General features: G+C 58.9%; 23 protein-coding genes. 12 read left to right on the top strand and 11 right to left on the bottom strand.

Annotated elements, in window-relative coordinates:
• The first annotated feature begins 59 nt into the window (after window positions 1-59).
• The 4 genes from epsC to ACO05M_RS04320 are packed head-to-tail and all read left to right on the top strand — an operon-like array spanning window position 60 to window position 3921.
• A complete protein-coding gene (epsC, locus tag ACO05M_RS04335) occupies window positions 60-857 on the top strand; it encodes a serine O-acetyltransferase EpsC (protein WP_421868254.1) in 798 nt (265 codons plus the stop codon).
• A complete protein-coding gene (locus tag ACO05M_RS04330; protein WP_421868252.1) occupies window positions 854-1738 on the top strand; it encodes a VOC family protein in 885 nt (294 codons plus the stop codon). The genes epsC and ACO05M_RS04330 overlap by 4 nt, the downstream gene beginning before the upstream one ends.
• A 55-nt stretch (window positions 1739-1793) precedes the next feature.
• Entirely contained in the window at window positions 1794-2975 is a 1182-nt protein-coding gene (locus tag ACO05M_RS04325) for a M20 aminoacylase family protein (protein ID WP_421868249.1), read from the top strand.
• A 16-nt stretch (window positions 2976-2991) separates the two neighbouring features.
• A complete protein-coding gene (locus ACO05M_RS04320; protein WP_421868246.1) occupies window positions 2992-3921 on the top strand; it encodes a LysR family transcriptional regulator in 930 nt (309 codons plus the stop codon).
• A 24-nt stretch (window positions 3922-3945) separates the two neighbouring features.
• On the opposite strand, the gene ACO05M_RS04315 is transcribed toward ACO05M_RS04320, so the two are convergent.
• The 5 genes from ACO05M_RS04315 to ACO05M_RS04295 form a co-directional block, all read right to left on the bottom strand.
• Complete coding sequence (locus ACO05M_RS04315; protein ID WP_421868243.1) at window positions 3946-5073, bottom strand: GGDEF domain-containing protein; 1128 nt, start codon at window positions 5071-5073, stop codon at window positions 3946-3948.
• A 21-nt stretch (window positions 5074-5094) separates the two neighbouring features.
• Window positions 5095-6801 carry a methyl-accepting chemotaxis protein gene (locus ACO05M_RS04310; protein ID WP_421868241.1) on the bottom strand — a complete coding sequence of 569 codons (1707 nt, stop codon included), beginning with the start codon at window positions 6799-6801 and terminating at the stop codon, window positions 5095-5097.
• 162 nt (window positions 6802-6963) lie between these two features.
• Window positions 6964-7749 (bottom strand): dioxygenase, encoded by a 786-nt coding sequence (locus tag ACO05M_RS04305; protein WP_421868238.1) that lies wholly within the window; start codon window positions 7747-7749, stop codon window positions 6964-6966.
• Window positions 7746-8687, bottom strand: coding sequence for a glutathione S-transferase family protein (locus tag ACO05M_RS04300; RefSeq protein WP_421868235.1), 942 nt, complete (start codon window positions 8685-8687; stop codon window positions 7746-7748). Before ACO05M_RS04300 ends, ACO05M_RS04305 begins: the two co-directional genes overlap by 4 nt.
• 76 nt (window positions 8688-8763) lie before the next feature.
• Window positions 8764-9195, bottom strand: coding sequence for a DoxX family protein (locus ACO05M_RS04295; protein WP_421868232.1), 432 nt, complete (start codon window positions 9193-9195; stop codon window positions 8764-8766).
• Window positions 9196-9313: 118 nt separating this feature from the next.
• Here ACO05M_RS04295 and ACO05M_RS04290 point away from each other — a divergent pair, with 118 nt between their 5' ends.
• Window positions 9314-10195, top strand: coding sequence for a LysR family transcriptional regulator (locus tag ACO05M_RS04290; RefSeq protein ID WP_421868229.1), 882 nt, complete (start codon window positions 9314-9316; stop codon window positions 10193-10195).
• A 10-nt stretch (window positions 10196-10205) separates the two neighbouring features.
• On the opposite strand, the gene ACO05M_RS04285 is transcribed toward ACO05M_RS04290, so the two are convergent.
• From ACO05M_RS04285 to ada, 3 genes are all read right to left on the bottom strand, one after another.
• Complete coding sequence (locus ACO05M_RS04285) at window positions 10206-10832, bottom strand: LysE family translocator (protein WP_421868225.1); 627 nt, start codon at window positions 10830-10832, stop codon at window positions 10206-10208.
• Window positions 10833-10893: 61 nt separating this feature from the next.
• Entirely contained in the window at window positions 10894-11430 is a 537-nt protein-coding gene (locus tag ACO05M_RS04280; protein ID WP_421868222.1) for a BPSL1445 family SYLF domain-containing lipoprotein, read from the bottom strand.
• Window positions 11431-11499: 69 nt separating this feature from the next.
• On the bottom strand, window positions 11500-12570 hold the full coding sequence (gene ada, locus ACO05M_RS04275; protein WP_421868219.1) for a bifunctional DNA-binding transcriptional regulator/O6-methylguanine-DNA methyltransferase Ada: 1071 nt from the start codon (window positions 12568-12570) through the stop codon (window positions 11500-11502).
• Window positions 12571-12790: 220 nt separating this feature from the next.
• Between ada and ACO05M_RS04270 the strand changes: the two genes are divergently transcribed.
• From ACO05M_RS04270 to katG, 3 genes are all read left to right on the top strand, one after another.
• On the top strand, window positions 12791-13219 hold the full coding sequence (locus ACO05M_RS04270; protein ID WP_421868216.1) for an EamA family transporter: 429 nt from the start codon (window positions 12791-12793) through the stop codon (window positions 13217-13219).
• Window positions 13162-13539, top strand: a complete 378-nt coding sequence (locus ACO05M_RS04265; RefSeq protein WP_421868213.1) for an EamA family transporter — start codon at window positions 13162-13164, stop codon at window positions 13537-13539. The genes ACO05M_RS04270 and ACO05M_RS04265 overlap by 58 nt, the downstream gene beginning before the upstream one ends.
• 444 nt (window positions 13540-13983) lie before the next feature.
• On the top strand, window positions 13984-16194 hold the full coding sequence (gene katG / locus ACO05M_RS04260) for a catalase/peroxidase HPI (protein ID WP_421868210.1): 2211 nt from the start codon (window positions 13984-13986) through the stop codon (window positions 16192-16194).
• 106 nt (window positions 16195-16300) lie between these two features.
• On the opposite strand, the gene ettA is transcribed toward katG, so the two are convergent.
• Complete coding sequence (gene ettA, locus ACO05M_RS04255) at window positions 16301-17959, bottom strand: energy-dependent translational throttle protein EttA (RefSeq protein WP_421868207.1); 1659 nt, start codon at window positions 17957-17959, stop codon at window positions 16301-16303.
• A gap of 232 nt (window positions 17960-18191) precedes the next feature.
• Window positions 18192-18950, bottom strand: a complete 759-nt coding sequence (locus tag ACO05M_RS04250) for a TSUP family transporter (protein ID WP_421870647.1) — start codon at window positions 18948-18950, stop codon at window positions 18192-18194.
• A 152-nt stretch (window positions 18951-19102) separates the two neighbouring features.
• Between ACO05M_RS04250 and gmk the strand changes: the two genes are divergently transcribed.
• From gmk to ACO05M_RS04230, 4 genes are all read left to right on the top strand, one after another.
• Window positions 19103-19717, top strand: coding sequence for a guanylate kinase (gene gmk, locus ACO05M_RS04245; RefSeq protein WP_421868205.1), 615 nt, complete (start codon window positions 19103-19105; stop codon window positions 19715-19717).
• A 108-nt stretch (window positions 19718-19825) separates the two neighbouring features.
• Window positions 19826-20083 carry a DNA-directed RNA polymerase subunit omega gene (gene rpoZ / locus ACO05M_RS04240; RefSeq protein WP_114696622.1) on the top strand — a complete coding sequence of 86 codons (258 nt, stop codon included), beginning with the start codon at window positions 19826-19828 and terminating at the stop codon, window positions 20081-20083.
• A gap of 92 nt (window positions 20084-20175) precedes the next feature.
• Window positions 20176-22278 (top strand): bifunctional GTP diphosphokinase/guanosine-3',5'-bis pyrophosphate 3'-pyrophosphohydrolase, encoded by a 2103-nt coding sequence (gene spoT / locus ACO05M_RS04235; RefSeq protein WP_421868202.1) that lies wholly within the window; start codon window positions 20176-20178, stop codon window positions 22276-22278.
• 110 nt (window positions 22279-22388) lie between these two features.
• Complete coding sequence (locus tag ACO05M_RS04230) at window positions 22389-22775, top strand: RidA family protein (RefSeq protein ID WP_421868200.1); 387 nt, start codon at window positions 22389-22391, stop codon at window positions 22773-22775.
• A gap of 64 nt (window positions 22776-22839) precedes the next feature.
• Here ACO05M_RS04230 and ggt read toward each other — a convergent pair whose 3' ends face one another.
• Window positions 22840-24594, bottom strand: coding sequence for a gamma-glutamyltransferase (ggt, locus tag ACO05M_RS04225; protein WP_421868197.1), 1755 nt, complete (start codon window positions 24592-24594; stop codon window positions 22840-22842).
• Window positions 24595-24739: the final 145 nt, after the last annotated feature.

Raw genomic sequence — 24739 nt, 5'->3', positions numbered from 1 at the left:
GTTTTTACAAACGGCTCTTTCCCGGCCTACGGGCCGGGCTTTTTAAGGAGGCTAATTTGATGGATGACTATCGGCGTGAGATCGACCTGGATCGACTCTGGAGCACCATTCATGAAGAAGCCCGGCGAGATGCGCAACAGTTTCCGCTGCTGGCCGACTTCTACCAGCAACAACTGCTGCAGCACGATAATTTCGGCGCCGCGCTGGCGTATATTCTGGCCACCAAGCTAAGTGACGATCCCTTCCGGATCGACGCCTGGCATGCGCAGTTCAGCCAGTTGATGGAAGCCGACCCGGCGATCGAAGCAGCGGCGCTGAAGGACCTGTGCTGCCAGTTGCAGAGCAATGCCTCGATCAAGGATCACTACACCCCGCTACTCCACTTCGGTGGCTATCAGGCCCTGCAGGCCCACCGACTGGCCCACGCCTGCTGGCAGCGCGGTGATCAACCGCTGGCCAACTATATTCAGGGACGGGTGGTGTCGCTCTACGGCGTCGATATCCATCCCGCCGCCCGAATCGGCGCCGGCATCTTTATCGATCATGCGGTCGGTATCGTGATCGGTGAGACCGCCGTGGTCGAAGATGAGGTCACCATCTTCCAGAGCGTGACCCTGGGCGGAACCGGCAAGGGCCAGGGCGATAGGCATCCGAAAATTCGCCGAGGCGCCTTTATCGGTTCCGGCGCACTGGTACTGGGCAATATCGAGATCGGCGCCGAGGCCAAGGTTGCCGCCGGTGCCGTGGTGGTCAAACCGGTGGCAGCTAATCAGACCGTGGTCGGCAGCGCCGCGCGATTGATCGGCGCGGCCAAATTGGACGCAAGCAGCGCAGAAAACAAAGGCAACAGAGTATGAAAAATCATCTGGGTATCGATCATCCGCTGGTCGCCGTGCGCGATATGGACCAGACCAGCCGCAATTTCGAACGGCTCGGGTTCTTTATCAATCCCCGCCACCACCACCCCTGGGGCACCGACAACCACCTGCTGATGTTTCCCGACAACTTTATCGAGCTGATCAGCATTTACGATCCCGACAAACTGGATCTGAAGAATGACCGAGGTTTTGCCTTCGGCCGCTTTATCAGCGACTCGATCGAGCGCCGTGAGGGAATATCGCTGGTGGCATTGCATAGCGAGGATGCCCGCGCCGATCATCAACTGATGGAGCAACGCGGCGTCGACAACCACGGCATCGTCGATTTCCGCCGGGTCGCCCATCGCCCCGACGGCAGCGAAGAGGAGGCGGTGGTATCGCTGGTGATGTTGATCAACCCGCAGTTCCCGGCCATCTCCCACTTCTTCTGCCACCAGCACAAACCCCATCTGGTCTGGGTCAAGGAGTGGATGGATCACCCCAACGGCGCCAACGGCATCACCCGGGTCAGCTATGTCGCTGCCGATCCCGAGCAGCTTCGGCCCCGCTTTATCGGCATCTACGGCGACGCGGCCGTCAGCAGCTCCGAGCAGGGACTGCAGGTTCAGACCGACCGGGGGCTGTTCGAAGTGCTCAGCCTTGAGCAGGCCAGACAGCGCTTCGACGGTGTCGATCTGGACCTCGGCGATACCGAGCTGCCCACCGGGGTGGCGATCCGGGTCAGTACCGCCACCCCGGAAAAAGCAGAAGCTCTACTACGACAAAATGGGGTAGAGTTCGTGGCTACCCGCGATGGTGGCTTGCGAATTCCGGCCCATTACGCCGGCAATACCATTATCGAGATCTACCCCGACAGCTAAGCGCCAACCCTTTGCCATGTTTACAGGCAGCAGCGCGGGCCCACAGGAGAGCAACGTGTTACCGATCCAACCCAACAGCGAACTTCATCAGCAGATGCAGCAATGGCGTCGCGATCTGCACGCCCACCCGGAAACCGCCTATGAAGAGCACCGAACCGCCGCCAAAGTGGCCGAGCTGCTGCGCGAATTCGGACTGGAGGTCCATACCGGTCTGGCGGTTACCGGCGTCGTCGGCGTGCTGCGAGGACGGCAGTCGGGCCAGAAGTCGGTTGCCCTGCGGGCCGATATGGACGCGCTCAATCTGCAGGAGCTGAACAGCTTCGATCACTGCTCCACCCACCCGGGCAAGATGCACGGTTGCGGCCATGACGGCCACACCACCATGCTGCTGGGTGCCGCCAAACACCTGGCCGAAAATCCGGACTTTGCCGGTACCCTGGTATTTATCTTCCAGCCGGCCGAGGAGGGACGAGCCGGCGCCAAGAAGATGTGCGAAGAGGGCCTGTTTGACAGATTCCCGGTTGATGCGGTCTACGGCATGCACAACTGGCCCGGCCTCGAGGCCGGTTCCTTTGCGGTCCACAACGGCCCGGTGATGGCGTCTATGGCGGTGTTCGACATCGATATCGTCGGCCAGGGCGCCCACGGCGGCATGCCCCATCTGGGGGTCGATCCGGTACCGGTCGCAGCCCAGCTGATCAGCGCGCTGCAAAGCATCGTCGCCCGTGGTCTGAACCCGCTCGACAGCGGCGTGGTCAGCGTCACCCAAATGCACGGTGGCGACGCCTACAACGTGATCCCCGAGTCGATCCGGCTGTCGGGCACCTGCCGGGCGTTCTCGACCGAGATGCAGGATCATCTGGAAGCCGAGATGCAGCGTCGGGTGGAGCATATCTGCGCCGCCCACGGCGCCACCGGCACCCTGGACTACCGCCGCGGTTATCCGGCCACCATCAACGATCCCGCGCATGCCCAGCGCTGCGCCGAGGTGACCGGCGCGCTGGTGGGCGAAGCCAAGGTCAAACGGTGCGAGCCACCCAGCATGGGGGCCGAGGACTTCTCCTTTATGCTCGAACAGCGCCCCGGCGCCTATATCTGGATCGGCAACGGCAGCAGCGAAGGCGGTCGGGGACTGCATAACCCCCACTACGACTTTAACGACGAGATCCTGCCGCTGGGGGCCAGCTACTGGGTCAATCTGGCCCAAGCCTGCCTGACTCCGGACAGCAACGATTGAGTCCGGGTTTACGGCGATGACGCACAAAGACCTGATCGCGGGGATCAACGAAAAGCGGATCAAGTACCTGTTTGAAGCGGTCCAGATGGGTACCGTGCGGGCCGCCGCCGATAAGCTCAATGTGGCCCCGTCGGCGGTCAGCCGCCAGATCTCACTGCTGGAGGAGGAGCTGGCCGCCACCCTGATCGAGCGCCATCGCAAGGGGGTCAAGGTGACCCCGGCGGGTGAGATCGTGCTGCGTTACTACCGCGAATCGCTGTCCCATCAGGAGGGCTGCCTGTCGCAGCTCAACGCCCTACGCGGCCTCAAGAGTGGCCATATCGATCTGGCGGTCGGCGAAGGCTTTGTCGGCGACCTGATGTCCGGACCACTCCCCGAGTTCAACCGCCGTTACCCCGATCTGTCGGTGTCGGTCACCATGGGCGGTACCAATGACGTGATCCGCCGGGTCGAAGAGGATCAGGCCCATATCGGACTGCTGTTTCACCCTCCCAGCCATCCGGCGATTCGAACCCAGGCCAAGAGCTGCCAGCCGTTGTGTGTGATCGTACCCCCGCAGCATCCGTTGCAGGCGCGGCAACGTCCGGTCAGCCTGGAGGAGACGCTGGACTATCCGCTGGCCTTGCAGGAAGGCAATTTCGGTATCCGTCAGCTGTTGTCGATCGTCGAGTTTAAGGAGCGGATCCGACTCAATCCGAGTGTCACCACCAACTCGATCGCGGTGATGAAGAACTTTGTCCGCTCCGAGATGGGCGTGACCTTCCTGCCCGCCTTTGTGGTGGCCCGGGAGATCGCCGACGGACAGCTCTGCGCGGTGCCGATCGACCATCCGATCCTGGCATCCGGCGAAGCCCATATGATCACCCGGCTCGGCCGTCAGCTGCCCGAAGGCCCGAAGCAGTTGTTGCAGCATCTGACCCACTGGATGCGTGCGTTCAGCGCCTGAAAGAAAAACGGACTAACGCGGCGCCTAGGGTCCCGATAGCTGACAACTGACCACCCGATCTCGCCCCTGCTCCTTGGCCTGATACAGACAGCGATCTGCGGCTTTGTAAAAATCCTGCAAGCTAATGCTGAGCTGCGGCGTTGCCAGCGCTACCCCGATACTGACGGTCACCTGTAGGTTCGCACGGTCGCTGCGTACCGACTGTCTGGCGATCTGGATATTCAGTGCGTGGGCGAGCTGCTCGATCACCGGTTCGCCAGGCTCGGACATCAGTACCGCAAACTCTTCCCCACCGATACGAGCCACCACATCGGTATCGCGCCGGAAGCTGTGTTTGATGGTGGCGGCCACCTGCTTCAACACCTTGTCGCCGGCGGGATGGCCATGAGTGTCATTGACCTGCTTGAAATGGTCGATATCGATCAGAAGCAACCCGAGCGACTCACCACTGCGCAGATGGGACTTCCAGTACAACTGCAGCGCCTGATCGAAGTAACGCCGGTTATAGACATCTGTCAGCCCATCGATCTGGCTCAACCGCTCCAGCGAATCTCGCTGGGCAACCCGCTCCAGGTACTCCTTATTCAGCAACCGGATATGCACCAGGGAAAACAGGCTGAAGATAAAGATCAGCAACCCCTCGTCGCGGTGATCCGGGTTAATAAACAACACGGCGAACAGTGAAGGCACACTGATCAACAGCAGGTAGGCATTGGCCAGGCCCAGCTTGGGCGAGAAGGTCACGATACCGCCACTGACCAAGCCGAACACCGCCATCAGCAGGTAAATAAACTCATCGCTGTGGTGATCGTGATCACCATGGGCCATCGCCATTGCCAGCAACAGACCAAACACCAACGCCGGGGCCAGGGCGTTGAAGCCGAACAGCAGGTTCCAGAGAAGCGGTCGACCTGCCAACAGCTGGCGGCTGTAGAGATAACTGAGTAGACGCAGCGAACCCAGCACCGCCAGTACGGTCAACACGCTCCAGAAGTAGTCCGGTTCGGAGGCGTAGCTTTCGGACACCCAACCGATCACCACCCAGGCGATCAGATAGGCGTAGATACCGCTGATCGAGCGTCGCTCCAGGTCCCTCTCCAGAATGGTTGAAGGGGCTCTGTGGGGTGGTTTCGTCTCAGCGGTCGCGTCCATGGAGGCCCTTTCCCGTCAGCCCTATCCGGCCTTCAAGCGAAACTGGCGGATCTGCGACTGCAGCTGTTGCGCCAACTGCGACAACTCTTCACTGGTCGCCGTCAGTTGCTTGCTGCCCTCGCCATTCTCTACCGCCATGGTGGCGATCTCGTTGATGTTGCGACTGACATCCTCGGCCACCGCCTTCTGTTCTTCGGCGGCCGAAGCGATCTGAGTATTCATATCAGAAATCGCGCTGACGGCGCTTTGGACTTGATCCAGCGCGGCTGTGACTTGCTCGGATTGAACCAACACCTGCTCGGCCTGCTCGGTGCCCTGTCGCATCGCTCCCACCGACTGATTGGCGCTGGCCTGAACCCGGACAATCATATTCTCAATCTCGGCCGCCGACTCCTGGGTGCTCTTGGCCAACGATCGCACCTCATCGGCAACCACGGCAAAGCCTCGGCCCTGCTCGCCGGCACGGGCCGCCTCGATCGCAGCATTGAGCGCCAGCAGATTGGTCTGGTCGGCGATGCCCTTGATCACATCCAGAATACTGCTGATCTCGGTGGCGCCCTGTTCCAGATCGCCGATCACCGACATCGTCGCCTGCAGTTGTTGCGCCAGGCGCTGCACACCCTCGACCGTCTGACCCACCAGGGCACTGCTTTGCGATACCTGGTTGGTAGCCTCGGTGGCCGCATCGGCAGCAGCCGTGGTGCTACGCGCCACCTCTTCCACCGCCGAGCTCATCTCGGTAATGGCGGTGGCAACCTGGTCGGTGCTCTGATGCTGGGAGGTCAGGTTTTGATTGGTCTGCTCGGTGACGGCGGCCAACTCCTGCGACGAGGAAGCCACGTGCTCGCCACCAATCTGAATCCCCTCGATCAGGGTTTTCAGATTGATCAACATCGTACCCAGGGCGCCGTAGACACCCAGGGATTTCTCCTTATCCGGCGCCTCCATGGTTAGATCCCCATCGGCGATACTCTGGGCAATCTGGTTCAGTGCCCGCGGCTCATGCCCGATTTCGCGCCAGATATCTCTGACGATCAACAGCGACAGAATGATTCCCAATAGGATCGAGCCCACGGCGATACTGATCAGTGTCGTCAGCGCGCTCTGCTCATGGGCCAAGGCTTCACGCGCCGCGTGCTCGGTGAACTGGCCGATCTCGTGGACCAGCTCTTCGAGCTGATGAACCAATTTCTCTTCTTGCTGAACCATCTGATCCACCACCGAAACCATCTGCTCCGGCTTATTGTCTTTAAACAACCCGATCGCCCGTTGCATCTGGCTGGTGAACTGCGCGTATCCGCCGCTGATCTCGCCGATACTGGCCAGCACCTGCTTGAATTCGCTCAGCTCTTCGGCGTTATGAGCCTGCTGAACCGCAAAGCTTGCCAGCTGTTCAGCCTCGGACAGCTCCTGCTTTACCTTGGCCCCCAGCTTATCGATGTAGCTGAGCTCCTGATCGATCCGATCATTACTACCCGCACCGGCTTGTGCCTGCTCGAAGTATCGCAGCACCCGTTCGAAATGGACCGCTTGCTGCAACTGATGCTCGCTGACCGCGGTCAGCTTCTCCGTCAACGGCACGTCCAGTTCGGTAATGCCTTCAAGCTCTTTGCCGATACTGTTCATCGTTATCAGGGAATAGCCTACACAGAGGCAGAGCAGGAGTAACAGCAGGATAGAATTCGCCAAAATCTTCGATTTCAACGACAGCGTTCGAAGTAACTTCATGGTCTCACCCTGGTACAGCTTATCGGTGTACAACGCGCTCTTATTGGCGCTATTGCCTGAGAATAGGCTAGTTCTGTGTACTCGGGTAAAAGTAGTAGGAAAAAGTCCTAGAAACCTTGATTCAAGTCTAATTTAGTTAAACCGGATCGATGCTCTATTGACCTATGAACGCTGCCACAGGTAGCTGGTCATCGAGATTGCGCGGTGTTCAATAACACTGCCCAGCGTCTCCAATCGGTCCTGTTCCGTGGTCGCCCCCATCGCGATCAACAACGCTAGGTAGTGCTCGGGAGTCGGGTGGGCACGTTCGAAATCCGGGCTGTGGCGGGCTGGATTTTGTAACGCGATCAGCTCCCGCTCCCGAACCTGCTCACCCACCCAGCCCTGGAAGCGCTCGGCATAGTCGGCGGCGACCCTAGCGTTGAAACGTATATCCCTCAGGTTATGGGTGAGCCCGCCCGACGCGATAATGGCCACCCCTTGCTGCCGCAACGCTGCCAACGCCTGTCCCAGCTGCAGCAGCTGCGCCGGGTTGTGATCCACGTTGAGCGACAACGGCAATACCGGCAGATCGGCGTCGGGCCGAAGGTGCATCAGCGGTACCCATACGCCGTGATCCAGCCCGCGCCGTGGGTCGAGCTGAACTTCGACGCCCTGCTGTGCCAAATGGGTTTGAATCTCCGCAGCCAGCGCTGACGAACCGGGTACCGGATACTGCAGCTGGTACAACGACGGCGGAAATCCGCCAAAGTCATGGATCGTTTCCGGGTGCTCGGCGGCGCCTAGGAAGCTGCCACGGGTCATCCAGTGGGGGGAGATCACCAATAGCGCCTTCAGGTGGTCAAACAGTCCCGATCGCTGCCGCAATTGCTGACCGGCCGTCCCCGGCTCGAGCGCAAAGGTCGGAGAGCCATGGCTGATAAACATCACCGGTGCCAAGCTGCTCATACTCCCTCCTTCAAATAGCGAAACCAGGGCAGCTGCGGCCCGATCGGTACAACCCCGGTAGGATTGAGTGCCTTGATCGAGTAATAGCCCGCCTTGATATGATCGATACGGGTGTTGTCGGCGAACGCCTCGATGGCCAGCAACCGCTCCAGATAGGCCGACAGCGCCGGATAATCTTGTATCTGTCGAAGATTGGTTTTGAACAGCCCATGGTAGGCGACATCGAACCGACTCAGGGTGACAAACAGACGGATATCGCTTTCGGTCAGTTGCTCGCCAACTGCATAGGGGTGTTGGCTGAAGTGTGCTTCCAACCCATCCAGGGTATCAAACACCTCCGCGAAAGCCTCATCGTAGGCTTGCTGGCTGGAAGCGAAGCCGGCCCGATAGACACCGTTGTTAAAGCGGTGATAGATACTCGCATTAAAGGCCTCGATCTCCGGCTCTAGTCCCTTGGGCATCAGATCCAACTCAGACTGATGCCAGGGACGTAGATCGTCATTAAAGATCTTCAGAATATCGGCCGATTCGTTATTGATGATGCGCTGCTGCTGCCGATCCCACAGCAGCGGAATCGTCGCCCGTCCGCTGTAATGGGGATCGGTGGCGGTATAGAGCTGGTGCAGGTACTGCACCTCCTCAAGCTGCGGGTCGCTGCTGCCGGGATAATCCCCGAAACACCAGCCGAAATCGGTCAGTACCGGATCGACCACCCGGACCGGAATCTGTGACTCCAGTCCCAATAGCGAGCGGGCAATCAGGGTTCGGGTCGCCCAGGGGCAGATATAACCGACATAGAGCCGTAGGCGACCGACATAGGCATCCAGATCACCCTTTAATCGACCATCGAAGGCGCTGTTCTGGCGAATAAAACGTCCGTCGGCATCCTGCTGCTGAACCGGGTCCCATCGCTGTTGCCATTGACCATTTACAAGCATTGTTGTCGCCTAATCATGTGCCCCGGTCAAACGACCGGGGCGTGGATGAATCGATGAATTTCGGTTTCTCGAGGGCTCAGGCTGCCTGGGCCTGTCTTGCCGCCAGCTTATTGCCCAGTTTCAGGGCGAAAGCGCCGCTACCCAACAACCCGATCGCCAGCTGGACCAGGGCCCAGAACAACGGATACTCCCAACCGCCGCCCTGATTGCCGAAGGCCCAGCCATTACCGGCATGCGCCCAGGTTGCACCGAGCAGCACCGGGATCAACAGCAGCGAAACCGGACGTACCGCCACCCCCAGGATCAGAGCCAACCCGCCGCCCAGCTCGGCGAGGATGGTCAGGTAGGCCAACAAACCGGGCAAACCCAGGCTTTCAAAAAACCCGACGGTACCGGGAATGGTAAAGACGAAAACCTTCATCAGGCCATGGGCGATAAACAGGGCGCCGGATGTCAGCCGCAGTACCAGAGCTGCATAGGACGCGTGATCAGGATGGATGGTGTGCATGGTCTACCTCGTCGTGGTTCTGTGTTGAGATAGGAAAACTATGCGCCCACAGGGTTTTCCACACAATGATCCATATATAGAATCATTTACTACATATTGTTCTTAATGGGTCAGTCAAATGGATATGATCGACGGCCTGAAAGCCTTTGTTGCCACCGCTCAGACCGGCTCCTTTACCCGCGCCGCGCAGCGGTTGGGGATCTCCAACCGGCTGACTTCCAAATACGTGGCCGAGCTGGAAACCCGAATCGGCACCCGGCTGCTGCAGCGAACCACCCGCCAGGTCAGCCTGACCCCGGCCGGTCAGGACCTGCTGGCCCGGGCACCGGCGTTATTGAATGAACTGGAGGATATGCTGGGATCGGTGGCCGAACAGGACAAGGGCCTGAGCGGCTTGCTGCGCATTTCGGCGCCGGTAACTTACGGCGAAACCCACCTGCGCCGCCTGCTTAGCCGTTTCTCGAGCCACCATCCGAACATCATCATCGATCTGCGCCTGAACGATGCCCACGTGGACCTGGCCACCGAAGGGTTCGATCTGGCCTTTCGAATCGGTCGATTGGAATCGGCGTCGTTGAAATATCGTCAGCTGGGCCAGGTCAGAAACCTGCTGGTCGCCTCGCCGGATTACCTGCAGCGCTACCCCAAACCACAAAGTCCGGCGGACCTGCAGCATCACCGTTGCATCGTCGACACCAATACCCGTGGTGATCCACGCTGGTCGTTCCAACAGAACGGCGCGGAGTTCACCTTTGCTCCGTCCCGTCAATTGATGGTCAACAGTGCCCGGGTAGCCCGCGACTGGGCGCTGGATGGAATCGGCATAGCCCTCTGCCCGGATTTTGTGCTGCAACAGTCGTTGGCCGACGGTAGTCTGGTGCCGCTGCTCGACGACTACCAGACCCCGCAACACCCGATCTGCGCGGTCTATCTGTCCGGCAGTGTGCTCTCGAGAAAGGTGCGGGCGCTGATCGATTTTGCGGTGGAGGAATTTGAGTAGCTGGCATCCATCACCGCGACAACGCAGAACGAATCAGCCCCATCCCGGCAAAGGCAAACAGCCCGGCGACCGCACCACTGATCCAGCGTTTGCAACGCTGATACGCTCGCATCATACCTTCCAAGGAAAACAGTACCGAATACAACGCATTGGCCAGAAACCCGACAACAATGCAGACCGTCGTCGCAGCCACGATGGCCCAAAAGCCGTCATCGGGATCAAGACCGATGGAGAGCGCGGCCATCCAAGCCACCACCGACTTGGGATTGGAGATATTAAGCAGCAGCCCTTTGATAAACCATTTTTGTTGGTGGACAACGACCGGACCACCGGGGGCTTGCGTCCAGGCCGAACGAGCGGATAGATAGGCCAGCCATAACAGGTACAGCCCGCCGACCACTTTAAGCGCAGACAGCAGATAGATCGAACTCTGCAGGATAGCGCCCATCCCACTCGCCGCAATCAGCCCCCAGAAGATCAGACCACAGGACAAACCCGCCCCATAGACCAGACTGGCTGTACGTCCATGGCTCATCGCAATGGTTGCATTGGAAAGCGTCGCCGGCCCGGGAGAGACGGTCACGATAAAGAAGGCCAGCCCAGTGGCCAGCAATGCCCCCAGATCGATTTCCGACATGTCATAGCCTCCTGCTACACAGTCATTCCGTTGGTATCAACACCATCGCAGGCTACATCGGTTACTTATTTAACCGGGTGATCTTGCTGCCTTCCAGCGACAAGTTATACATCAACCCCTTGTTGGAGAAGATAAAACCGATGATCGGATCCTTGATGTTGTTGGAATCGATCTCGCCACCGGCGCCAAGAGTGACCAGCGCGACACTGCCATCAACGCCCGCCTTCCAGCCTTCACTGCGCTTAAACTGGTTCAGCGAATCCTGGGTCATAAACAGGATGATCTGCGACTTGATCTGAGCACCCAACTGAAACCCGATCGAAGCTGCGGCAATGTTGTAGTAGCCGGTGGTTTTGCCCCCTTCGATCAGCTTGCCTTCGCCGTACTCCCCGCCGATGCCGACACCGGCCTTGATCACCTCGGGAAACACCAGCATCCCTTGAGACTTCTGCACCAGCTCTTTACCGGCGGAGGAGTGCTCATAGAAGGCGGTCAGCGCCGCCTTCGTCTTGGCATCGATCTCGGCCTTGGAGGCAGCCGCTGCGGGCCCGGCAACAAAGGTACACAGCAACACAGCAAATGCGATCAGCGTTCTCATAACTCACCTGCTCTCTCTGACTTGATATCCCGCTAGCATAGACCCTAATCCCTGTTAAACGCTATCGCCCTAACTCCGGTTCCGCTCTCGCTCGTTATCCAGCAACGTCCGCTTACGCGCCAACCCCCAGCGATACCCCCCCAGACTGCCGTCCCCGCGCAACACCCGGTGGCAAGGGATCAACACGCCGATGCGGTTCTTACCGCAGGCCGACGCCACCGCGCGAACGGCTTTGGGTTGGTCGATCTGTTTGGCCACCTCGCCGTAACTGAGCACATCACCCTCTTTGATACTGAGCAGAAACTGCCATACCCGCATCTGGAACGCGGTTCCGCGGATATCCAACGGCAACTCCGGTCGCGGCGCGCCCTGGCTGATATGCTGCTCCAGCGCTTCCATCCAACGCTCGAGCTCCTGATCACTCGCTGGATCATGCCGAGCCTCGGACTCGGCCAGCGTAGCGTTGGGGAACTCCTGCTGCAACTGCTCGATCAACCCCGGTTCATCATCGCCAAACTGAACAAAACAGACCCCTTTCTCCGTCGCCGCCATCATCATCGGACCTAAACTGCTACGACGACAGGCATAGCTGATCGACTCACCCAAGCCACCGGCCCGATAGGCTTTGGGGGTCATGCCGATATTACGGGTCGCTTCACCGTACACCCGGCTGATCGAGCCAAAACCGGACGAGAAGATCGCTTCAGTCACCCCCTCTCCCTGTTTCAATGACTGTTTGAAATGCCGCATCCGCACCGCATCCTGATAGGCCTTGGGAGAAATTCCAAAGGCCTGTTTGAAGATCCGCTGTAAACGGGAGGGTGACAGCCCTGCCAACTCGGCCAGCTCAGCCAGGGTTAAGCGCTGGTCGGCATGGGCTTCGATATGACGGGCAATGTCGACCAGCCGATTGATACGCGGTGAATCCTCAGCAGGCTGGCAACGTTGGCAGGGCCTAAAACCAGCCACCATGGCCGCTTCGATACTGGCAAAGAAGCGCAGATTCTCCGGTTTTGCCGGACGGGAGCGGCACGAGGGCCGACAAAACACCCCCGTCGTAATCACGCCGTAGTAGAACTGGCCGTCACGGGACTTGTCTCTAGCCGCAATCGCGGCACGCATCTGTTGTTCTGAAGGCATCAACATGGCATCAAGGCTTTTCAATGGGTGGTTGTACTATAAAGCCTGAGCGACCGGTACGCTGCCATCCGTTTGTTGCTGCGGAATTCGAAGACGGCTGACCTACGGTCATGCTGTGGATTCATCCCAACTGAAAATAGGCCGCAAGAATCGGATGTTTTGCTGCAGCCACGATGCTTAAGCTAACCCCTAACAGTCATCAACCCGAGCGGTAGAAACTATGAGCACAGTCTCCAACAGCACCATCAACGCAGCCATGGGCACCCGTGAATGGGCTCTGCTGATCCTGTTATCGGTACTCTGGGGCGGCTCATTCTTCTTTGTCGGTGTCGCCGTCACCGAACTCCCACCACTGACCATCGTGACGCTGCGGGTCGGAATAGCCGCGACCGCGCTCTGGGGCATTGCCTTGGCGATGGGGCTTCGACCACCCAAGAGCGCCAAGGTCTGGCTGGCCTTCTTGGGAATGGGGTTGCTCAATAATGCGATTCCGTTCGTGCTGATCGTCTGGGGCCAGACCCAGATCGCCTCGGGGCTGGCCTCGATTCTCAATGCCACCACGCCGGTGTTTATGGGCGCCGCTTCAAAGCCATGTCGATCAACCCGATCGTGGTTGCCGCCGGTCAGGTTACCGCCTCCACGGTACTGATGATTCCCATGACGTTGATGACCGAAGGGGCCGTGGATCTGGCCAGCCCCAGCCTGGCGACCTGGCTGTCGATCATCGCGCTGGCGGTACTCTCAACCGCGGTCGCTTACGTGATCTACTTCAAGCTGCTGGCGTCAGCCGGGGCGACCAACCTGCTGCTGGTGACCTTGCTAGTCCCCGTCTCGGCGATTTTGTTGGGCTCCGTGTTTCTGGGTGAAACACTCGGGCTGATCCACCTTATCGGCATCGCCCTGATCGCGCTGGGACTATCCGCGATCGATGGTCGACTTTGGCGGCGTCGATTAGCGGCCGGAGCCTGACTACTCTGGAGTGGACCGATCAAAAAAGGGTGTACTCAGCGCCCTTTTTTCCACATTTCGAACAGATCAGGCACCCATCGGGTTTTATTTGACCCCAGGCGGGCCATTCGGCCACCAGCCAAGCGCCACATGACTATGGATCCTAACAAGATCAGTTAGTTAAAACACATATTGCTTAAATCTATCATACCGTTCAAATCATTTAATTATCACAATCAACCATGCTGCTCTAACGTTACAACCGTAGTCTTTTATTGATCGTTAAATTCTACCTCTAGGGCTAGGTCACCTTCGTACAAGGCCTAGCCGGGACTCTGCGAGTAGAGACAAGGCGCAGTCAATGGCATTAGCCCTCAACCACAGGGCCGTCAACGATAAGCCACGCCATTCGTGATCCGCCATGGCTTCTTCGCAGGTTACCCAATTCAATATGGGAGCAGCATCATGGAAAACAATAAAACAGCGGGTAGTGGAAAATGTCCGATCATGCATGGCGGCAACACCCGTACGGCAGGCGGTGGGACCAAGAATAGTGATTGGTGGCCGAACCAACTGAACCTAAAAATCCTTCATCAGAACGACCGCAAGTCGAACCCTCTTGATCAGGGCTTTGATTACGCGGAAGCATTTCAAAAACTCGACCTAAGCGAAGTCAAACAAGCGATCGAAGCAGTGCTGACCGACTCGAAAGACTGGTGGCCGGCCGACTATGGCCACTATGGCCCCTTCATGATTCGGATGGCCTGGCACGCCGCAGGGACCTACCGTACCGCCGATGGTCGCGGAGGAGCCAACACCGGGAATCAGCGCTTTGCACCGCTGAACAGTTGGCCGGATAACGGCAACCTCGATAAAGCTCGCCGTCTGCTTTGGCCCGTGAAACAAAAATATGGCAACAGCCTGTCCTGGGCGGACCTGTTTATTCTTGCCGGTAATGTGGCGATCGAATCGATGGGCCTGAAAACCTTTGGCTTTGGCGGTGGCCGCGAAGATATTTGGGAACCGGAAGAAGACGTTTACTGGGGAGCAGAAACCGAGTGGCTCGGTGAAAAGCGCTATTCCGGTGAACGAGACCTGGAAAACCCGCTGGCCGCCGTGCAGATGGGGCTGATCTACGTGAATCCGGAAGGCCCGAATGGCGAGCCCAGTGTGCTGGCGTCGGGCCGGGATATTCGCGAAACCTTCGCCCGGATGGGAATGGACGATGAAGAAACCGTTGCCTTGACCGCCGGTGGCCATACCTTCGGCAAAGCCCACGGTGCCGGAGATCCCGCCCTGGTCGGTCCGGAACCGGAAGCGGCGGCGTTGGAAGAGATGGGCTTTGGCTGGAAGAATGATTTTGGCAGCGGTAGCGGCGATGATACGACCACCAGCGGCATTGAAGGTGCCTGGACGCCGAATCCGATTCAATGGGACAACGGTTACTTCGACATGCTGTTCGGCTACGACTGGGATCTGGTCAAAAGTCCGGCCGGTGCCTGGCAGTGGGTGCCGGTTGGTGTCGACGATGCGCATCGGGCACCCAAAGCCCATGACGTATCCCAGCGGGTCACCACCATGATGACGACGGCCGACATGTCGATGCGTATGGATCCGATCTACGGTGAAATCTCCAAACGCTTCCATCAAAATCCCGATCAGTTTGCCGATGCTTTCGCACGCGCCTGGTTCAAACTGACACACCGGGACATGGGTCCGAAATCCCGCTACCTGGGCCATGAAGTACCGGCTGAAGATCTGGTCTGGCAAGACCCGTTGCCGACTCGGGACTATGAGCTGATCGATACCGCCGACATTGCCGCCTTGAAGCAAAGAATCCTCAATTCGGGTCTGGCCGTTTCCGAACTGGTCTACACCGCCTGGTCCAGCGCCTCGACGTTCCGTGGTTCGGACTATCGCGGCGGTGCCAATGGCGCTCGCATCCGACTGGCCCCCCAGAAGGGTTGGGAAGTGAACCAGCCGGAAAAACTGCAACATGCACTCGGCGTCTATGAGGGGATTCAACAGGACTTCAATGCCCAGTCATCGACCAAAGCGGTTTCCATGGCCGACCTGATTGTCCTGGGTGGCTGCGCTGCAATCGAGAAAGCCGCGCGGGATGGCGGGATTAATGTTGCAGTCCCCTTCACCCCGGGGCGGGTGGATGCCACCGACGAGCAGACCGATGCGGAATCCTTTGCGGTGCTCGAACCGATCGCGGATGGTTTCCGTAACTTCCTTAAAACAGCGTACAGCTACTCGGCCGAAGAATTGCTGTTGGATAAAGCACAGCTGCTGACCCTGACGGCGCCGGAAATGACGGTTCTTGTCGGCGGAATGCGGGTCCTGAACGCCAACTACGGCGGCTCCCTGCACGGCGTTTTGACCCACCGGCCGGGAGTCCTGAGCAACGATTTCTTCCTCAACCTTACCGATATGGACGTTGAGTGGAAACCGACGTCGGAGAAGGCGGAGGAGTTCGAAGGTCGAGACCGCAACAGCGGTGAAGTGAAGTGGACAGCAACCCGTGTCGATCTGATTTTTGGATCCAATTCACAATTGCGCGCCCTGGCCGAGGTTTATGCCTGTGACGATGCAAAGGTGAAGTTTGTTAACGACTTCGTGGCAGCCTGGACCAAAGTCATGAATGCGGATCGGTTCGAACTGAAGTCATGACAGACAGACTGAGGCCCACCGCTTCTTAACCCTAGAAGCCGGTTTTCCCATCACGCAAGATGAAAAAAAAGGGCGCTCTAAGCGCCCTTTTTTCTGAACCGAGCTGTTAGGCGTCGATCTTCTTGTACTTGACCCGGTGCGGGTTGGTATCGATACCACGCTTTTCGCAGTCTTCTTCGTACTCGGAGTAGTTGCCCTCGAAGAAGTAGGCCTTGGAGTCGCCCTCGTAGGCCAGGATGTGGGTCGCGATACGGTCCAGGAACCAACGGTCGTGCGAGATAACCACCGCACAACCTGGGAACGCCAGCAGCGCTTCTTCCAGGGCACGCAGGGTTTCAACGTCGAGGTCGTTGGTCGGTTCGTCGAGCAGCAGCACGTTGCCACCCTCTTTCAGCAGCTTGGCCAGGTGCAGGCGGTTGCGCTCACCCCCGGACAGATCCTTTACGAACTTCTGCTGGTCGGAACCCTTGAAGTTGAAGCGGCCGGCGTAGGCACGGGCCGGCACTTGGTAGGTACCGACGGTGATGATGTCCTGACCGTCGGAGATCTCATCAAAAACGGTTTTTGATCCATTAAGCTCACGCATTTGGTCAACGTAGGCCAGCTTGACCGTCTCACCGATCACCACTTCACCGGTGTCCGGCTGTTCCTGACCACTGATCATCTTGAACAGGGTCGATTTACCGGCCCCGTTACCGCCGATCACGCCGACGATGGCGCCCTGCGGGATAACAAAGCTCAGGTCTTCCAGCAACACCTTTTCGCCGAACTTCTTGCCGACACCGTGGAGCTCGATCACCTTGTCGCCCAGACGCGGTCCCGGCGGAATGTAGATCTCCTGGGTTTCGTTACGCTTCTGGAAGTCTTGCGAGCTCATCTCTTCGAACTGCTTCAGACGAGCCTTGGACTTGGATTGACGCCCCTTGGCACCCTGACGGACCCATTCCAATTCGGCCTGGACCGACTTACGGTGGGCCGCTTCCTGCTTGGCTTCGATCTCCAGACGCTTCTCCTTCTGTTCCAGCCAGGAGGAGTAGTTGCCTTCGTACGGGATGCCGTGGCCACGGTCCAGTTCCAGAATCCAGCCGGCAGCGTTGTCGAGGAAGTAACGGTCGTGGGTGATCGCCACCACGGTACCGTTGAAGTCGACCAGGAAGCGCTCCAGCCAGGCTACCGACTCGGCATCCAGGTGGTTGGTCGGTTCGTCCAGCAGCAGCATATCCGGCTTGGTCAGCAGCAGGCGACACAGTGCCACCCGACGACGCTCACCCCCGGACAGGTGTTCAACCTTGGCATCCCAGGCCGGCAGACGCAGCGCGTCGGCGGCCACTTCCAGCTGGCGCTCCATGTTGTGAGCGTCCATCGACTGGATGATGTTCTCCAGACGGGCCTGCTCGGCAGCCAGCTTGTCAAAATCGGCATCCGGCTCGGCGTAGGCAGCGTAAACCTCGTCCAGCTTGGCCAATGCCTCGGTGGCCGCGCTCATCGCCTCCTCAACCACTTCACGGACGGTCTTGGAGTCGTCCATCTGCGGCTCCTGCGGCAGGTAGCCGATATTCAGGTCCGGCTGCGGCCGCGCTTCACCAACGATATCGGTATCAACACCGGCCATGATCCGTAGCAGCGTCGACTTACCGGCGCCGTTCAGACCCAGTACGCCGATCTTGGCGCCCGGGAAGAAAGAGAGGGAGATATCTTTGAGGATTTCACGCTTGGGCGGGACGATCTTGCCCACCCGGTTCATCGTATAGACGTATTGAGCCATCGGTCTGTGTTCAACCTGTCAGTTTGAAGCTGGAAATGTGCCCCCGGTAAACACACGGAGGCGATGGAATGGCGGCAATTTTAGCTTATCACTGGCCTAAAAGGCAGCGCTGCAAGGCGAACTGGCCTCTCCGCGTAGCTAAGTCGCTACAAAGACAGGAATATCCAACCATGCTCGTAGCTTCAATCTCTGTCGCCCAACCGGTAACCGCCGGCATTGAGCCCCTAATTGCTCAGCCCAACAATAGCTTCAGACTCATCAGAACACAGATCAGCACCACCAGCGGGCGAATCAAGCCGGCCCCCTTCAGTACGACCAGATGAGCACCCAGGCGGCCGCCGATCAGTTGCCCCAGCGCCATCACCAGTCCCAGGGTCCAGACCACCTGCCCGCCGGCAACAAAGAACAGCAGCGAGGCCAGATTGCTGGTCAGGTTCAACACCTTGGTATGGGCGGTGGCCTTGGTCAGACCAAAGCCCAGCAGGCTGACAAACCCCAACGCGAAGAACGAGCCGGTCCCCGGTCCGAAAAAGCCATCGTAGAAGCCGATCCCGAAGCCGATCGTCAACGCGAACGCGCGCTCGCTGATCCGCTGTTGCACATCCTCTTCCCCCAGCCGGGGAGAAAAACCGAAATAGAGTGCAATCAGGATCAGCAACACCGGGATCGCACCGGTCAGAAAACTCGGATCCAGCTGCTGAACCAGCAGGGTTCCCAGGGCCGAGCCGACAAAGGTACAGCCGATCATATAGGCGATGGCACGCAGATCGACCAGCCCCCGTCGGACGAAGTACCAACTGGCGGACAGGGTGCCGAAGCTGCCCTGCAGCTTATTGGTCGCCAGCGCCTGGGCAGGAGTGAGCCCGGCAAACAGCAACGCCGGCAGCGCGATCATCCCGCCGCCGCCGGCGATGGCGTCGACGAAGCCCGCCAACGCACCGGCAGCAAACAGCAGCAGGATCAGCTCGAGACTCAGTTCCAACGTCAACACTCCGATGTTCAAAGCGCCCAACATAACCCAAGGCCGTGATTAACCGCACGACTATTTATCCCCCGGGTTAGCCGTTTGCAGTACAATGCCTGTTTCGCACCGCCGACTGGGGCGGTTTTTCCGTTAAAGCATCGCAAAATCCCGATACTGTTATGGCTAAAGGCTCCCTCTACATCATCTCCGCGCCCTCCGGCGCCGGTAAGACCAGCCTGGTAAAGGCTCTGCTCGAGCAGGACTCTCTGATCTGCGTCTCGGTTTCCAACACCACCCGGGCTGCGCGCCCCGGCGAGGTCGATGGCAAGGATTATCACTTCACCGAACTGGCCGAGTTTGATCGTATGATCGCCGCCGGTGATTTCCTCGAGTACGCCGAGGTGTTCACCAACAAGTACGGCACCTCCAAACGCTGGGTCGAGCAAACCCTGGAAGAAGGTCGTGATGTGATTCTGGAGATCGATTGGCAAGGTGCCGCCCAGGTCCGGGAGCTGATGCCCGAAGCGGTTTCGGTGTTTATTCTGCCGCCGTCACGCCCGGAACTGGAGCGCCGCCTCAACAACCGCGGCCAGGACTCGGACGAAGTGATCGCCCAGCGGATGAGCGAAGCGGTCAGCGAGATGTCCCACTATCACGAATTCGACTATCTGGTGGTCAACGATCAGTTTGCACAGTCGCTGTCCGAACTGCAGGCCATTTTCGTGGCCCGTCGCCAGTTGCTGGCCAGCCAACAGCTTCGTCACGGTGAAATGATCGAGCAGTTGCTCAAATAAGACACTTATTCACCGCTTAGCGCCGTCGATCGCTTGCCAGTCGATGGCGATTTTCTGTACACTGCACGGCTCTTTTTTGAAGCCAGTTGAATTTGCTTGAGGTTGATAATGGCTCGCGTAACCGTTGAAGATTGTCTGGAAAATGTCGAAAACCGTTTCGAACTGATCATGGTTTCGGCTAAGCGCTCGCGCCAGCTGGCTACCGGCGGCAAGGAGCCGAAGGTTGCTTGGGAAAACGACAAGCCCACCGTTGTTGCCCTGCGTGAAATCGCTGAAGGCCTGGTCGACGCCAGCATTCTGGAAGAGCGTCCGGTCGATGTTGAGGAGCTGCTCGAAGAGGCTTCCGAAGCTGTTGAGAGCGAGTAATCAACGCCCGCTAGATCCCTGCCGCGCCCGTCGTTCCGCGATCGGGCGCCGAATCGACGAGCAAGCGCCGCAATTGCTGTTATAGTTGCGATATGTCGACGATTCAAACCCTCTCCCATGAGCTGACCCGCTACCTGGATCCTGAACAGATCCATCAGGTGCGGCGCGCCTATTTCTACGCCGAGCAGGCCCACGATGGTCAGCGCCGCAAGAGCGGTGAGCCCTACGTCACCCACCCGCTGGCGGTGGCGCAGATTCTGTCGACCATGAACCTGGATCACCAGAGTCTGATGGCGGCGATGCTGCACGATGTCATCGAAGACACCCAGGTCGGCGCCGAAGCGCTCAACAGCCAGTTTGGCGAAGCGGTCACCGGCATCGTCGACGGCGTCAGTAAGCTGACCCACCTGCACTTTGAAACCAAGGCCGAAGCCCAGGCGGAAAACTTCCAGAAGATGATCATGGCGATGGCCGAGGATATCCGGGTCATCCTGGTTAAGCTCGGCGACCGCCTGCACAACATGCGCACCCTCGGGGTGATGCCGCCGCAGAAGCAGCGCCGCATCGCCCGCGAAACCCTCGATATCTATGCCCCGATCGCCAGCCGACTGGGGATGCACGATATCCATGTCGAATTGGAAGACCTGGCGTTCCGAGCCTACTACCCGATGCGCTACAAGCTGATCGGCAAGGCGGTGCAGCGGGCCCGCGGCAACCGTCTCGATGTGGTCGAACGGATCGGCTACACCATCAGCAAGATCCTGCGAGAACAGGGGCTACCGGGCGAGGTCAGCGGGCGCGAGAAACACCTGTACAGCATCTACAGCAAAATGGTGGCGCAGAAGAAATCGTTCAACGAGATCATGGACGTGTTCGCGTTCCGAATCGTGACCGACAAGATCGACACCTGCTACCGGATTCTCGGCGCGGTCCATAACCACTACAAGCCGGTCCCTGGGCGCTTCAAAGACTACATCGCGATCCCGAAGGCCAACGGCTACCAGTCGCTGCATACCGATCTGTTCGGTGCCCGTGATATCTCGATCGAGATCCAGATCCGCACCAAGGAGATGGACGATATCGCCAACCAGGGGATCGCCTCCCACAGTCACTATAAGAGCAGCGAAGATCAGTCGCGCATCGAAACCAGCTACAACCGTGCCCGCCAATGGGTCCAGGGGCTGATGGAGATGCAGAAAACCGCAACCAGCTCGATGGACTTTATCGAGAGCGTCAAAATCGACCTGTTCCCCGACGAAGTCTACGTGTTCACCCCCAAAGGCAACGTGTTCGAGCTTCCCAAGGGGGCGACGCCGGTGGATTTTGCTTACGCGGTGCATACCGATATCGGCAACAGCTGTGTTTCCTGTCGGATCAACAAGCGCCTGGCGCCACTGAGCACCCCGCTGGAAAGCGGCCAGACCGTCGAAATCATCACCACCAAGAGCGCCCAGCCGAACATGGCCTGGCTCAATTTTGTGGTGACCGGCAAAGCCCGCTCCAACATCCGCCACTACATCAAGCACAAGCAGGAGGAGGAGTCCCTCAACCTGGGTCGCCGACTGCTGAACCAGTTCCTGGCCGGCATGGGCAGCTCGGTCGATGAGATCAATCCGATTCAGCTGCAGGAATACCTGCGTGAGGCCGAGCTGAAGGACCTGGACGCCCTGCTGATGGAGATCGGTCTGGGCAACCGAATGGCCTACCTGGTCGCCCAACGCCTGCAGCAGAGCAGCGAAGAGAGCGACAGCAACGCCACCCCGATGTCGGTCAGCGGCTCCGAAGGACTGGTTCTGTCCTACGCCCGCTGCTGCCACCCGATCCCCGGCGATCATATCCTGGGCCATATCAGTATCGGCCGCGGCATCGTCGTGCACCGGGATGACTGCCGCAACATGCAGGATTTCCGTGACGACCCGAAGAAATGCATCCACCTGAACTGGGATGCCGATATCGACGACGACTTCACCGTCAACCTGCGTATCGAGCTGGCCGCCCAGCGCGGCATCATCGCGACCCTGGCGACTAAGGCCTCCCAGGCCGGCGCCAATATCCACCGGATCGATATCGACGAGAAAGAGGCGCAGATGAGCACGGTGCATCTGGACCTTCAGGTTCGCGACCGGATCCACTTGGCGCAGATCATTAAGCGGATCCGAACCATCAAATCCGTCTCCAAAATCGTCAGAACCTAGCAAGCCGTGCTTGCAATTTCGACGACATTAGAAATAATCACCCGTTATCAACCCCGTTAGTAGAAGAGCCAAGGCTCGTCCATAACCCACAACAACAATTCGAGGTTTCTATGAGCAACCGCGCCATTATCCACACCGACAATGCACCTAAGGCGATCGGCACCTACTCCCAGGCTGTCAAAATCGGCAACACCGTTTATCTGTCCGGCCAGATCCCGCTGGATCCGACCACAATGGAACAGGTTGAGGGTGATTTTGAAGCTCAGGTGGTACGGGTTTTTGAAAATCTGTCAGCGGTCTGCGAAGCCTCTGGCGGCAACCTGAACCAGATCGCCAAGCTGAATATCTTTCTGACCGACCTGGCCAACTTCGCCACCGTCAATGAGGTCATGTCACGCTACTTCGAGCAGCCCTACCCGGCCCGTGCCGCCATCGGCGTTAACGAGCTGCCCAAGGGTGTTGGCGTCGAAATGGACGGCGTGCTGGTGATCGACTGATCTCCGCTCTTCCGATCAAAAAAACGGGCGCTAGGCCCGTTTTTTTTATGCCGGTTGCTCGGAACTAGTCTCCCAGCGCCAACCCTTCACGGCGCGGATCAGCCGCACCATACCAACGACCGTCTTCAGCGCGCACGATGGCATGGATTCCGCTGTTCATATCCCGCACTTTGATCTGATGGCCCCGCTGCTCCAGTGCGGACTGCAGATTAGCCGCCGGGGTTCCCTGCTCCAACTCGGTGATACCGTTGCGGTTACTGATATGCGGCATCGCCACCGCCTGCTCGATCGGCAGCTGCCAAACCAGGCTTCCCAACAGCATCTGTGCCACATAGTTGATAATCCGACTGCCTCCCGGCGAACCACCCAGCAGAATCAGCCGATCATCCTGATCAAACACCATCATCGGCGACATCGAGCTGCGCGGCCGCTTGCCCGGCTCGACCCGATTAGCCACCGCAAGACCGTCACGCTCGGCGACGAAGGAGAAGTCGGTCAGCTGATTGTTGAGCAAAAACCCATCCACCATCAGGGTCGAGCCGAACGCCATCTCGATCGAGCTGGTCATCGACACCGCATTACCCTCTTTATCCACAATAACGAAATGGGTGGTCGACGGCAGCTCCGGTGAGCGCCCATCGATCAAGCTGATGCCGTCAAACTCACCGGCCTGGGCTTTGCCCATATCCTGCTGCGGATCGATCATGTCGGCTCGTGCCTTCAGGTAGGCCGGGTCGAGCAACTGCGGCAGCGGTACCGGGACAAAGTCGCTGTCGGCCAGATAACGACCGCGATCGGCATAGGCCAGACGCGAGGCCTGGGTCATCAGGTGGGCGAACTCGGCCCCGTGGGGATCCATCCCGGCCAACTCATAGCCTTCCAGGATGCCCAAAATCTGCAATACCGTTGCGCCGCCGGAGGTCGGCGGCGGCATGCCACAAACCCGGTACTGCAGAAAGGCACGACAGAGCGGCACCCGCTCCTTGGCGCGGTAATCCAACAGATCCCGCTGGCTGAGACGCCCCCGGTTGTCCTCGGCGCCGCGAACCCGCTGAACCAGCTTGTCCGCCATCTCTCCCTGATACAGATAATCGGCGCCCTCACTGGCGATCTGACTCAGTACCTTGGCCAACGCCGGGTTCTGCAACCGGGCACCGACCGCCAGCGGTTCGCCACCGGGGTAGAAGTAATCCCGCGCCTGGGGATAGCGCTTGATCCCCGGGTTGATCTCATCCACCAACATCTGGTGCAGTCTGGGAGTCACCTCGAAGCCCTGCTCGGCCAACGTGATCGACTGGTCGAACAGTGTCGACCAGGGTAGCTTGCCGTGCTGCTGCTGAACCAACTCGAGCATCCGCAACACCCCCGGAACGCCTACCGAACGACCACCCACCAGGGCATCACGCCAAGCCATCGGTTTGCCGTCGGCCCCGATAAACAGATCGCCATCGGCTTGCGCCGGCGCCGTTTCTCGACCATCGAACGCCTGCAGCCGTTGTGCAGCGGCATCCCAGTGCAGCAGGAAGGCACCACCACCGATGCCGGATGACTGCGGTTCCACCATCGTCAGCGCCGCCTGCACCGCCACGGCCGCATCGGCCGCACTGCCGCCTTGGCGTAACACCTGATAGCCGATCCGGGTCGCTTCCGGGTGTGCCGTGACCACCAGCATCCGCTCGGCCGCCACCGCCTCGACCCGGCTCTGCAGCCCGGTGGCCGGCTCCGGATCAGCCCGGCTGGCGGCCTGTGATAATGGGCTTAACAACACCAGCAGGCTAACACTGACCCACCCCGAGAAACTGCGATAGAAGCTGTCCATTTTGCTAAATTCCCCGTTAATTCAGCCGCTAACAGCTGAAGCGGCAATGTATATTCGTCTGAGTATAATAGCCGTCCGGCTATAACTTGACGCAGTCTTGAGGCCGAAACTACGATTTACTAACGACCAGTACGCTAAAGGATTA

It is taken from the genome of Motiliproteus sp., assembly GCF_965230735.1.
In the GTDB taxonomy this organism is placed as follows: Bacteria; Pseudomonadota; Gammaproteobacteria; order Pseudomonadales; family Balneatricaceae; genus Motiliproteus.
This window is presented reverse-complemented; position numbering and strand designations above follow the sequence as displayed.